Annotated in this window: 11 protein-coding genes; 3 read left to right on the plus strand and 8 right to left on the minus strand. The window is 44.4% G+C overall.

Annotated features, from left to right (window positions below; all coding sequences use genetic code 11):
• Positions 1-109: 109 nt before the first annotated feature.
• From KDK19_RS19680 to KDK19_RS19695, 4 genes are all read right to left on the minus strand, one after another.
• Complete coding sequence (locus KDK19_RS19680) at positions 110-619, minus strand: rhodanese-like domain-containing protein (protein WP_257281966.1); 510 nt, start codon at positions 617-619, stop codon at positions 110-112.
• Between the two features lie 200 nt (positions 620-819).
• Positions 820-1,566, minus strand: a complete 747-nt coding sequence (locus tag KDK19_RS19685; RefSeq protein ID WP_257281967.1) for an RNA polymerase sigma factor FliA — start codon at positions 1,564-1,566, stop codon at positions 820-822.
• Positions 1,567-1,568: 2 nt separating this feature from the next.
• Positions 1,569-2,378, minus strand: coding sequence for a P-loop NTPase (locus KDK19_RS19690; protein WP_257288134.1), 810 nt, complete (start codon positions 2,376-2,378; stop codon positions 1,569-1,571).
• A 722-nt stretch (positions 2,379-3,100) separates the two neighbouring features.
• Positions 3,101-4,558: a sigma-54 dependent transcriptional regulator gene (locus KDK19_RS19695; protein ID WP_257281969.1), complete on the minus strand. Its 1,458-nt coding sequence runs from the start codon at positions 4,556-4,558 to the stop codon at positions 3,101-3,103.
• Positions 4,559-4,973: 415 nt separating this feature from the next.
• On the opposite strand from KDK19_RS19695, the gene KDK19_RS19700 reads away from it, so the two are divergent.
• Positions 4,974-5,282 (plus strand): SWIM zinc finger domain-containing protein, encoded by a 309-nt coding sequence (locus tag KDK19_RS19700; protein ID WP_257281970.1) that lies wholly within the window; start codon positions 4,974-4,976, stop codon positions 5,280-5,282.
• 56 nt (positions 5,283-5,338) lie between these two features.
• Here the strand turns inward: KDK19_RS19700 and KDK19_RS19705 are convergent, their stop codons facing one another.
• The 3 genes from KDK19_RS19705 to KDK19_RS19715 form a co-directional block, all read right to left on the minus strand.
• Positions 5,339-5,524: a hypothetical protein gene (locus tag KDK19_RS19705; protein WP_257281971.1), complete on the minus strand. Its 186-nt coding sequence runs from the start codon at positions 5,522-5,524 to the stop codon at positions 5,339-5,341.
• Between the two features lie 18 nt (positions 5,525-5,542).
• Positions 5,543-6,745, minus strand: a complete 1,203-nt coding sequence (locus KDK19_RS19710) for an OprO/OprP family phosphate-selective porin (protein WP_257281972.1) — start codon at positions 6,743-6,745, stop codon at positions 5,543-5,545.
• Positions 6,746-7,032: 287 nt separating this feature from the next.
• Positions 7,033-8,223: a hypothetical protein gene (locus KDK19_RS19715; RefSeq protein WP_257281973.1), complete on the minus strand. Its 1,191-nt coding sequence runs from the start codon at positions 8,221-8,223 to the stop codon at positions 7,033-7,035.
• Positions 8,224-8,483: 260 nt separating this feature from the next.
• On the opposite strand from KDK19_RS19715, the gene KDK19_RS19720 reads away from it, so the two are divergent.
• Entirely contained in the window at positions 8,484-9,626 is a 1,143-nt protein-coding gene (locus tag KDK19_RS19720; protein WP_257288130.1) for a hypothetical protein, read from the plus strand.
• Between the two features lie 101 nt (positions 9,627-9,727).
• Here KDK19_RS19720 and KDK19_RS19725 read toward each other — a convergent pair whose 3' ends face one another.
• Positions 9,728-10,504: a hypothetical protein gene (locus KDK19_RS19725; RefSeq protein WP_257292690.1), complete on the minus strand. Its 777-nt coding sequence runs from the start codon at positions 10,502-10,504 to the stop codon at positions 9,728-9,730.
• A 645-nt stretch (positions 10,505-11,149) separates the two neighbouring features.
• Here KDK19_RS19725 and KDK19_RS19730 point away from each other — a divergent pair.
• Entirely contained in the window at positions 11,150-12,193 is a 1,044-nt protein-coding gene (locus KDK19_RS19730) for a hypothetical protein (RefSeq protein ID WP_257292691.1), read from the plus strand.
• Positions 12,194-12,299 lie beyond the last annotated feature (106 nt).

The raw sequence follows: 12,299 nt of genomic DNA on the forward strand, positions 1-12,299 counted from the left end.
GTGGGTACTCGCCAGCAGGTATAACTGCAAGCTTATTAACTCAAGCTGAATGATTCCCGGCTCTGCGAGCGCCTGAAGTGATTGAGCCCGAAAGCTAGCTGAAAATGACTTACTTCATCATTGCCGGGAATGTCTGTAAATTGCTCATATCTTCAATCTTTTTCTTTTCTGGCTTCCAGCCGATTATTTCTTCTGTTCCCAAGTCTGATTGAAGCGTCACCGGGTAATCAAGTGCCAACCAGGAAAAGTAGCCATCCCTGAAAAAAAACACTCTCTTGTAACCCCAGAGTGCAGCAAGGTAACTCGCGATCGCTCCCCTCATGTGGTAAGTGCTGTTGCCATAGATGACGATGGGCGTTTTCTTATCCAGAGCACCAGGCATAAACAGCTGTCTGAAGCCAGCCCTGAGATCCAGACTTTGAGACCGCTCAATATGCCCCCATTCCCACTGTTGATATGGCCTCACATCTATAAACAGGGCTCCCAGCTCATGAAGGCGCTTGGCCTGATGGGTATTAATGGTAACCACGTTTTTAATATTGACTGGCGCTTCTTGTGCGGACAAGAAACAAGAGGAAAGGGCCAGAAAGCACGCCGCAAGATAAGAATTCCATTTCATTTTAATACAGGTCCGTTATAAGACTGCTTAATAAAAACTACTTGATAAAAACCACTCAATAAAAAAGTATGTGGAGCAAGGGCCTGCGTACATTCCAGCCACAGGGTTTGGAGAAACAATGACCTTGGATAGAAACAAAAATACTTATTTCAGAGCTTGGGGCCCCCATACTCAAGGGCCCCTCTGGGTACACTGGAGGTTTAACCTAACCAGTGATGGAGCTTGGCTCTCAATCTGACAGCTGCCTGGGAGTGAATCTGACTGACTCTGGACTCGCTGACGCCCAGAACCTTGCCAATTTCCTTGAGATTCATCTCCTCATCGTAATAGAGCATCAGGACCAGCTTTTCCCGCTCGGGCAACTTCTCTATAGCTTCTACAAGGGCATACTTGAACTTCTCTTCCTGAATATCGGCCGATGGGCCGCGGTCTCCAGAACGGGCCTGCATTCTGGACTCTTCGCTGTCGAACAGTTCTTCAAAACTGAACAGTCGACAACCACGAAGGTCACTGAGAATGGTGTAGAATTCATCCAGATTGACCTCCAGCTCCCGGGCCACTTCGAAGTCTCTGGCGTCTCTTCCCAGGCGGGCTTCAACCTTCTGAATAGCCTCAGTCACTTTGCGACTGTTTCTGTAAACGGATCTTGGTCCCCAGTCACCTTTTCGGATTTCATCCAACATGGCACCACGAATACGGATGCCGGCAAATGTTTCGAAACTGGCACCTTTACTGGCATCGTACTTTGAGGCAGCTTCCAGCAAACCGATCATACCTGATTGAACAAGGTCATCGATCTGAACGCTGGCTGGCATTCTGGCGGCCAGGTGGTTTGCAATTCTTTTTACCAGAGCCTTATGAGTTTCAACCATTTCGGTTTGAATCAGTTTCTGACTCTTTTCCTGATTGGCTTTCGTAGCCTGCACTTCCTGTGCTGTAGCATCCATGCTTATACCCTCTCTTTTATTCTTGTTGGTAAGAAGAATTCGATACGACCCCTTGGCGGTGTAACCGGTATCGCCATTATCTGATGAGCAATACGGGAAATAGCTTTCGAAGCCCGGCAATCCGGATTGACTTGCAGCAGAGCCTGCTGACGGGTGAGCGATTCTGCGACAGCCTTGTCGAATGGAATCGCCCCCAGATAACGGAGAATAATTTCTACTTCATCACTCAAGTAGGATTGCAGTCTTTCAAACTGGTTCGAACCGTACCGACGGTTACTGACGGCATTTACAATCACTCCAAAACGACGAACACCGTATATTCTATAAAGCATACGGATCATCCTCACAGCATCCAGCAGTGACACAACCTCCTGATTGATGACGATAAGAATTTCTCCCGCTGCCTGAATAAGAGCTACATTGTCCGGAGCCAGTCCGGGTGCGGTATCAATGACGAGGGTATCCAGAGTGGGGGCCAGTGACTCCAGGCTTTCTATCATTCGGACAGCATGACCGGTTTCTACGGTCTCCCGCCAGATAGGCTCCCCTTTTGGCGACAACACCTTCAGACCCTGAGGGCCATCCTGAATAAAACTTGAAAAAGAGTCGTTGGCATCGAAGTGAGTCATATCCAGCTTCTTCTCAAGCCCAAGACTTATTCCGACATCAGGAACAGCAAGGTTTCCATCCATTAGAACAACACGTCTACCGTTGTTTGTAAGAGCCAGTGCGAGATTGACTGCAACTAATGTTTTACCTACTCCACCTTTACACCCCGCAACTGCAATAATTTGTTTTGTTGATGAGTTCATGGCTTTCAGCTTCTTTTAAGTGATTACTGCACAAGATCTGGAATCAAAAACGTTTTTTATTTTTTACTGCCTGTACCTTATTAATAACAAGAGCCGTGCCAATTTTTTAAAATGCCTGTTTTTCAGGCATAGCCATATCACTGACGCGGCATTATTTTGACCAGACCTCAACCAAACTCCATAACACACTGTTTTTATTGATATTTTTTTTAACCAGCCGAATCCCCGACACGTTACTTTTTTGACAGAGTCAAGATCACTCTCAACAAAAGAAATCAATCGTCGTTTTATTGAAAAATAAAAAGAAAGTTATTTGACACTGTCATTTTATAGTGACGTATTGCTGTCGCATAAAAATTTATAGAAAAGTAAAAAGTGCTATTTAACTGACTTAATAAAGATTAAAAATGGAAAATTCAAAAAACGACAAAAGAAAGTTAGTTTTAATAAACTGAAAAAAACTTACCCGAACGAAAGAAAGTGCCAAATAAATCAAAGTCACTGATCATTTAACGAACCATAAAAACGACCTTCTTTTAAGTAAAAAAAGAAAGACAGCTATCAAATAAAATTTTCAGGATTTCAAAAAACAAAAACGTTCTCGACTACTTTTTTCAGAAGAAGACGAAACCGTAACAGAGTCGATATGATGACAGGGAAAGTGCAGACAAAAAAAATGGCTATCAGCTCACGCTGACAGCCATTTTTTTGAAACGAGCTGATTAACGCATGGTTTCTTCATAACGATGAAGACCATACTTTCTCATTTTCTCAACCAGAGTTGTTCGGCGAATCTGAAGTTTGTCAGCCGCTCTGGCCACAACGCTGTTGCAGTCACTCAAAGCTTGCTGAATCAGACTTTTTTCCAGCCGGGTCAAAAATTCCTTTAGATTCAGCCCGCCCACAGGAAGGATCGCTAAATCATCGACTTTTCCAGGCCCTGCAGGTTGAATACTGTCCGGGAACAACTCGGCAACACCGTCATCATCAGAAATAGCTTCCATATGACGAAAATTCTGCGGCAAATCCTGAACACCTACGACACCGTATGGGTACATGATCGCCAGTCTTTCCAACAAATTGGACATTTCCCTGACGTTACCTGGCCAGTCATGACGGCACAGCGATAAAATGGCAGCAGAACTAAGACGAATGGAGCCACGACTCTGTTTTTCCATTGCGCTAACCAACTCATTGAGGATCAGAGGAATATCTTCCGGACGATCCCTTAGCGCCGGCATTTCAATGGGAAATACGTTCAACCGGTAGTACAGGTCTTCCCTGAACTCACCAGACTCAATCATTTCAGAAAGGTTTTTATGGGTAGCCGCTATGATTCTGACATCCACGGAAATCTGCTCGGAACCACCTACTCTTTCAATAGTGCGTTCCTGTAGAACCCTGAGCAACTTAACCTGCATGTGCAGCGGCATGTCACCAATTTCGTCAAGAAACAGTGTGCCCCCCTGTGCCAGTTCAAACCGTCCTTTTCTTGAGCTTACCGCACCGGTAAAAGAACCTTTCTCATGGCCAAACAGTTCACTTTCCAGCAATTCATTAGGAATGGCACCACAGTTTACCGGCACAAAAGGCATATCCCGACGATGGGAGTGGTCGTGCAGATTTCTGGCCACCAGTTCTTTGCCAGTTCCTGACTCACCGGTCACCATAACATTGACGTCACGGTTGGCCACCTGCGCCATGGAAGCACGAACTTTACGGACTTTGTCACTTTTACCCACCAGCCCACGGAACAGTTCTACCTGCTGGTTCATGCCGGTCTGATGAAGTTGACGCCATTGCTCGCGATACACCTGACCGTAATGCAGGCAAGAGAGTAACTGCGAACGATTGCAGGGCCAGTCAATGCGGGCAATAATCTGTCTGCGTAGAGAAGATTGAAGGTTTTCAGGAATCGGGTCGGCTATGCGAATGACGGGAACCCCGCCACTCCAGTTCTGTATGCGGGCGATCATGCCCTGCATTGAACTTTCTGCCTGGAGAAAGTCCCCAAGAAAAAGCGCACAGAAACCATTTTTGTCGGATTCCCTGATAGCATCTTCCCAGTAGGCGGAACTGACCGCTCTGGTACGATACCCCATAAACTCAATAATGGTACCTAGATCATGTCGGCGCTGCTGAGAGTCTTCTATGATCAATACCTGATCTGCTGCATCCATTGTAACGACTTTCCTTGTCATCAACGCAATGAAAATAAACAGCCTTGAAATAATATGAATCGCAATAAGCAAACTCTTATTAATTCATTTAAGGTCTAAAATTCTATTTCGTCAAATTTCTTCGTCACTTTAATTCATTTTTCGTTTTTTTTACAAAATATGACGTGAAATAGCCCTATTCATGGATCGTTTGCTGTAATAAACAGAGCATTCTATCCATCAAAAGCTGATCTCTCTGATTTTACCGCACTTTCTATGGCACCTTCTGTGACAAATTGCTGGTTTTCAGGCACTGAAGCCGAAAAGATTAACGGGAATTCCTTTTATCTATCCATGACCGAAACACTATCCCTGCCAGGTCCGAAACCCTACTGACTGCTATGCTCACACTTTTACCTTTTCCCGTCAGGACTTTATGCACTCACTGAATCCCGACCTCATTGACCTGTTCAGAGCCAAAACTGCCCAGCGAGGAGTTGATTACTTTCGTCGAAATAAGGTTATTTCACTGGAATTAGATGATGAGACAGGCATTCTAAGTGGGCAAGTCAAAGGTTCAGAAGGCAGGGTCTATCTGGTCGATATTGAGCTGAACCCTTATCCGGATGATCCTGCTGAAGATGCTGTATCAGGTACCTGCACCTGCCCCATACAGTTCAACTGCAAACATGTCTGTGCCCTAATGCTCAGGGCAGAAAAGCATTTTGGGCGCGGATCGAATTAATGCATTGCCGGGTGAAGAAAACCGGGACAATACTGAGTCAGAGGTCGACGAAATGTTCACTGATCTGGCTCAATCGTGCATTCCCGAAAAAGGCGCTCAGGCACTACCCTGCCGGATGCCCCACCACTGGATAACAAAGGTGTGGAAGAAGCTTGACTGTCGGCAGTTGTTATAGCTTCCGGAACAGCGCCATTTACGGCACCATCAAAAAGGCCCTGCAAAACAGGGCCAAGTTCATACACAAAGGAACTGACTGGGGATTAGAACACGTATTGCAGGCGGCTTACGATAGCGCTTCCCTTATCATTTTCAATGTTTTCATTGGTTTTGCCTTGAACATAGTTCAGGCTGGCACGGATATTCTTGGTCGCAAAGTAGTTCACGCCCAAAGTAGTGGTTTTCAGCTCAAGATCATCACTCACACTATCCTGGTCGATAGTAGCCTGAGTGTAACGTGCGAACACTTCCCACTGACCACCGGTTGGCTTACCAAAAGCACCTTCTTTATAAGTGCGCTTGCCACCATCCAGCATGTAAGAAATCTGTCCATAGTAGCCGGAAACTTTAGCGTCGCTGTTAGCGTTTTTAGACTTCATGTCTCTCACTGCATATTCACCCTGAAGCTGGAGTGATTGGAACTGCCCCGCCAACTCCAGAACATACTCAGAATCTTTATCAACGTTTGCGACCGTTACAGTCCTGTCTGCACCTTTTTTAGCGCCTAAGGAGGACTCTAACTCAACATCAGAACCACCATCCGGATTCTTGTTGTAATAGTTCAGACCCAGATGAAGCAGCATGTCATCATTCATGATGGGGGCATAGGTAGCACGCAAGACATAACTGGCAGTCCGTTCTACTTCTGGCTTATCTTCTTCCGCCTGTCCATCATGATGAATACCAAACACGGCGGTATAGTTATCACCACCGGTTGCTACCTGAATACCGTAGTCATTACCTTCATCGCCTTGCAGGAAGTCATACATCATGGGACGCTCAATGGCCATAATCCAGGAAGAGCTGACAGTATTTTCCAGTCCATAGTCACGACCCCAGCGACCCAAAGTCACTTCGACAGGTTTGAAGCCAACATAACTGATTTTGGCATCATCCAATTCAATTGAGTCGTCGCTTTTGGTTTTCAGCTTGAGCTTGTATTTCCAATCAGTGTACGCCTTACCACTGAAACCAATCTCGGCACGACGAATATAGCCTTTACGGGCTTCAGCGTCATTACCACTGTCTGCAACATAAAGATCATCGAGGCTTGCATAGTCCCACTGTAACTTGCCGCTCACCTTGAAAGAAAAAGCGCCGTCTTCTGTTTTCAGCGCAAGACCACCATTCTTGGTGCTGACGATTATATCTTCACCTTCTGTCTTGACGACACCAGCATGGGCAGAAGAGAGGGTCAGACCCGCAACAACAGCGGCTACCGCCAGAGAAACAGGTTTACGTTTCATTAAAAAACTCCATTTATACTGTGTTTTAGTATTTATTCATTCGTTCTAAGGAACGGTGTGTCGGCATTTTTTATCATTTACAATCCGAGAGTCCTTGCCGCCTCGCCAGACTTAGAAGCATGGCTGCAAGACCCTCATGGCTGTTTTTTTATTAACTGCGGGTGAGTATATTGGGCTGAAAATATTTCTTGGAGGTGACAAGAAAAAGAAGGTTTTATGACGCTATAATTCATCCCAATAAAACGCTGGCACTACTATTTAAGAGTCTGGGACGACTCTTAAATATTTCAGAGTGCACTTGCAGCCATAAGATACATTGAGACCAAAAGGGCAAATCCCGGCAGGTTATTAATGGAGTTTGCTTTACTGATAAGGCCTTGCCTGACGCTAGCTACACTGCCTATATTGACAGTCAGGGTCGATTTCCATTGCCTCGGACTGGCATTATCGGGTAGTGCCTCGAACAAATAAACGTCGCCATTCCGGTATTCGGGTTTGAGAATCACCAGACGCTCGCCTGCATGCTGACATAACCAGCTATCAACAATGGTTCCTTTCTCATTCAGCAGACTGACCTTGCTGTTGGGCGCTTCACAAAGTACGACCAGCGGGTGATTATCTGCTTCAGAAATATGTTTGGTTTGAGTCTGGTTGTGGCCGATCGACCACACTAACTCAATGGGTCGTGGCAGTGAATAATCATACCCGCCTGAAGTCCTTACAATGACTGTTTCGCTAAACACTTCGGCATCAGCGTCAATGTAATCATAGGTCTCAGAAACAGTAGCAGGAACAGGAACAGGAACAGGAACAGGAGTCGCTTCAGGAACATCAGTCGTTCCATGACAAGGGCCGGTTGCAGGACAAATATTTGACTTGGGATCAAATGGTCCACGGCAGTTGGGATCGGGGTCACCAGGTAGTTTACAGAAGTGAACCCTGATGCGCATATTATGTGTAAGGCAATTTCCACCTTCACTGCGCTCGATTGAAGTCTCCGAGCCATCGGATGTGGATATCAAATAGTAATCTTTACCCCCTTCCGGGATAATTTTATTAAGACGTTTAGGAAAAGTCAGTGACATATGATCAACAATCCCTGGATTATCGCATCGATAAAGACCTGCATTAGGCTCATACTTTTTATCTATCCGACAGTTATCGTAGCTCGTTTTGTTGTGGGATATCCATAAATTTTCGAAGGTTGCATAGTATTGTCGATCTTTAAATCGTTTCCTTACAACAAGTTTAAGACTTGGGCAAATAATCTTTATCTCTGAATTTGGAGTCATGTATAGGGTTGTATTCACCTCGTGCGAAAATAAATCCGGTTCCCAAAAAATGCTTTCGTAATGAACACGCCCATAGCACACTGGCGACAGTTGCAATAACAATACGAATCCGAATAAAACAGACTTCATGTTCTTTTCTCCAGTACAGCTCAGGAACAAAAATAGCAGAAATTTCTGCCAATCCATGCCTTTTTTCTTTTCGCTAAAAGTTCACGATTTAACCGAACCTTTGGTGCACTAAAGGAGCGGCTATTGGAGGTTTTAGATTATTTAGCGAGAATTGCTCACTTACGGCAATCCAAATGCCGCTACTACAGAACAATCATGCCTCAATAAACGTCGATTATCGCTCAAACCTCTGTTTGGCAATATTCATGCAATTACCGGGGCGCGCCAGCCAATGTAATGCTATACAGTTGTGTGTTTAAAAAAGTCAGGTGACTGTTATGCTCCATTTGTCTTTCCGCGTTTCCTGGAGAAAGTCCGTTGTAGTCAACTTACTGGGACTCGCCATACTACTCCAGCTGGTTGAGGCTCATGCAAATATTCACAACCCTTCAATATTTTGGATGACTGAAGCATTTTCAAAAAATGTGAATAAAAGCTTATCCCTAAAGTATGAATCAATAGTCTATTTTGTTTGTTATAATAGTGTCATTTATCTAAAGCCGAGTGAGATTCATAAAAATCCCAGCGAGCTATATGACAACCTGTGGCAAGTCGATAGAGCTGACTACGACCAATGTAAAGTGGATATCAGCAAGTCTACAAGTTTACTTTTAAAAAAATGCAAAGATCCGTTTCAAATATCCACACACAGGGCAATCTTTAGAGATTATGCTGCCGGTAATCTTCCAGTCTATAAAAAAGGTCATTCCTACTATTTTATATCCACAGCGAATGGTGCCAAGTCTTCACTCGATGACCTTGATGGCGGTCATTGCCGATCTCATAACATGCGACTTGCGGTGTATGTTTGTAAAGTCAATGATCCCGAATGCAGTGATAAAAAGCCTGAAACAACGACCTATCCTGAAACAACAACTTATCCTGAAACAACAACTTATCCTGAAAAAAGGATTTATACCGGGAAAGGGAATCACAGTGAAACAGTGAATTACACCGAGACAACGACTTACCCTGTTACAACAACTTATCCAGCAACTGTTCCAACAGTTCATAGTCGTTCAATTAAACAACCTTTTCAACTCGTCTGGAATGTTCGCCATAACGAGAATCAGAACCTGCAAATTAACAAGGACTCAGAATTTCCGATCGTTGCGCTTTGCAAAACTAACAGTGTCATTAACCGGCTGGGCGACGAAGGTGAAACTCTCAATAGCTGGCTATGTCAGAGTGGGGATCAGCACTTGGTCATTCTAAGACCAAAATATAATAATGGTGATGTTTATATCTTTGAAGCATTTCCCGAGGAAGGAAGCTCGCTGGTATGGAAATCGTCCCTGACCGTGAATATAGCAAGTGCGAATAACCTTGAGTATCTTGCAAGTGAGGCAACCCCATCTCCCCGCTCGCCAGCACTTGCTTTTCTGATTTCATTGTATCTCTTTACTACAAGCGTGTGGTGAAGGCTATTTGAGTCTGTTCAGGTCACGGCCCCTTGCACTTCTCATCCATCAGCCGCAAGTTCGTCTGCAAATGATCGGGCAGGGGACGATTCTTAAGCCTGTCAGTGTATGCTTGCAGCAATAAAATACATTGAGGCCAAAAGAGCAAATCCAGGCAGGTGATAGAGGGAGTCTGCGTTACTGATAAAGCGTTGCCTGACGCTACCCACATTGTCTACATTGACAGTCAGGACCGATTTCCATGGCCTCACGCTGCCATACCCGGGTAATGCCTCAAACAGATAAACGTCACCACTGCGATATTCGGGTTTGAGAATCACCAGACGCTCGCCTGCATGCTGGCATAACCAGCTATCAACAATGGTTCCCCTGTCGTTCAGCAAACTGACCTTACTGTTGGTCTCTTCACAAAGCGCCACCAACGAATGATTCGCTGCTTCAGAAATATGTTCGGTTTGAGACTGGTTGTAGCCAATCACCCACACTAACTCAACAGGTCGTGGCAATGGATGATTATACCCGGCTGAAGTCGTTTCAGTCGCCCTTGCATTAACCGTTTCAGCCATTGTTGTGGGAAACGTTTCGGTATCAGAGTCAGTGTCATTATAGATTTCGGAAATATTGGTAGGAGCAGGAGTCGTTACAGGAGCAAGAGTCGTCACGGGAGCATGAGTCGTTAAATGATAAGGTTCAGCAACAGGATCGGTTGCAGGACAAATATTTGATTTGGGATCAAGTATTCTACGGCAGTTGGGATCAAGGCTATCAGACATTTTTGCTTCACAGACATGAATCCTGACACGCATATTACGTGTATGGCAACGCCCACCTTCACTACGGTGGATTGAAGACTCAGTGCCATCAGATGTGGATATCAAATAGTAATCTTTTCCCCCTTCAAATAAAGTCGGAGTGCTAGGAGGTGCGCTAGAACGACTACGAAAGATCAGTGGAATTTTATTCAATTTTGTAGGATCAGGGCATAGGTAAAGGACTGCTTTAGGATCATACTTTTTATCTATCCGACAATTATCATAGCTCGTTTTATTGAAGGCCAACCATACATTTTCGTACGTTGTAGAGACTTGTCGATCTTTGCCCCGATGCTTTACAACAATGTCAATGCTCGGACAGATAACATTTATCTTTGCATTTAGCCTTACATACAGGGTTGTATTCACCTCATGCGAAAACAAATCCGGATCCCAAAAAATGCTTTCGTATTCATCAATCGCATAACACACTGGCAAAAGATGGAATAACAGTGCGAGTCCAAATAAAACAGGCTTCATATTTTTTCTCCATTACAGCTCAGAAACAAAAGTAGCAGAAATTCCTGCCTACCCATGTCTTTTGTCTTTTCACTAAAAGTTCACGACTTAACCGAATCTTTAGTGCTCTGAAAGTCTGCTATTTTACCGTGGCACACAAGCCAATGTGATGCTATAGAGTCGGGTGTTTAAAAAAATGCTCAGGTGGCTCTTATGTTCCATATATCTTTCTATGTGTCGTGGAGAAAATGTATGAAAGTCAACTTAGTCGGTCTCGTCTTGCTACTCCATCTGGCTAAAGCTCAAGCAGGCCACAACCCTTCAATCATGTGGACTATTGATGCATTTTCAAAAAATGTGAATGAAAGCTTATCCGTACTGCCTCGATCAGTGACATATTTTGTTTGTGGTAATGTTGCCATTTATCTAAAGCCCAGCGAGCACTTTAAAAATCCTGACGAAATGTATGATAACCTTTGGCAAGTCGATAAAGCCGACTATGAACAATGTAAAGTAAATATCACCAAGTCTTCAAGTTTGCTTTTGAGAAAATGCGATACACCTGCTCTTATTCGTTTCCACAGGGTACTATTTACTGAATACGGTGCTGTCGATTCGAGAGTCTATTTGCCAGGTCATTCCTACTATTTTATATCCACAGCAAATGGTACTAAATCTTCACTCGATAACCGTGAAGGCGGTCATTGCCGATCCCATAACATGCGACTTATGGTGTATGTCGAACCCGTCAAAGAATCTGAAACAACGACTTATCCTGAAACAACGACTTATCCTGAAACAACGGCTTATTCTGAGACAGGGAATGACACTGAGACAACGACTTACCCTGTGATAACAACTTATCCAACAACTGCCCCAACAGATTTTAGTGATTCAATTAAACAACCCTTTCAACTCGTCTGGAATGTTCGCCATAACGAGAATCAGAATCTGCAAATTAACAAGGAATCAGCGTTTCCCATTGTTGCACTTTGCGAGACTAACAGTGTTATTAACCAGTTGGGCGATGAAGGTGAAATCATCAATAGCTGGCTATGTCAGAGTGGGGATCAGCATTTGGTTATTCTGCGACCAAGATATAATAATGGTGATGTTTATATCTTTGAAGCATTTCCCGAGGAAGGAAGCTCTCTGGTATGGAAGTCGTCCCTGACCGTGAATATAGCAAGTGCGAACAACCTCGAGTATCTTGCCAGTGAGGCAAGCCCTCCCCCCAATTCGCCAGCATTCGCTTTTCTGATTTCATTGTACCTCTTTACTGCAGCCGCATGGTGAACGCTACACGCTTTTAGTAAAATCGATACTTGATGATCGATCCTTAAGAAGGGCTAGCAGCCTGTCGGACTTAAGCGTCCGTAGCGAGGATTGCAAGAAATTGAGG

This window comes from Endozoicomonas sp. ONNA1 (assembly GCF_024606325.1).
GTDB lineage: Bacteria > Pseudomonadota > Gammaproteobacteria > Pseudomonadales > Endozoicomonadaceae > Endozoicomonas_A.

Excerpts from the sequence above, each read along its gene's own strand:
- KDK19_RS19680 (WP_257281966.1), bottom strand. The coding sequence starts at position 619 with ATGAAATGGAATTCTTATCTTGCGGCGTGCTTTCTGGCCCTTTCCTCT.
- KDK19_RS19685 (WP_257281967.1), bottom strand. The coding sequence starts at position 1,566 with ATGGATGCTACAGCACAGGAAGTGCAGGCTACGAAAGCCAATCAGGAA.
- KDK19_RS19690 (WP_257288134.1), bottom strand. The coding sequence starts at position 2,378 with ATGAACTCATCAACAAAACAAATTATTGCAGTTGCGGGGTGTAAAGGT.
- KDK19_RS19695 (WP_257281969.1), bottom strand. The coding sequence starts at position 4,558 with ATGGATGCAGCAGATCAGGTATTGATCATAGAAGACTCTCAGCAGCGC.
- KDK19_RS19700 (WP_257281970.1), top strand. The coding sequence starts at position 4,974 with ATGCACTCACTGAATCCCGACCTCATTGACCTGTTCAGAGCCAAAACT.
- KDK19_RS19710 (WP_257281972.1), bottom strand. The coding sequence starts at position 6,745 with ATGAAACGTAAACCTGTTTCTCTGGCGGTAGCCGCTGTTGTTGCGGGT.
- KDK19_RS19715 (WP_257281973.1), bottom strand. The coding sequence starts at position 8,223 with ATGGATTGGCAGAAATTTCTGCTATTTTTGTTCCTGAGCTGTACTGGA.
- KDK19_RS19720 (WP_257288130.1), top strand. The coding sequence starts at position 8,484 with ATGCTCCATTTGTCTTTCCGCGTTTCCTGGAGAAAGTCCGTTGTAGTC.
- KDK19_RS19730 (WP_257292691.1), top strand. The coding sequence starts at position 11,150 with ATGAAAGTCAACTTAGTCGGTCTCGTCTTGCTACTCCATCTGGCTAAA.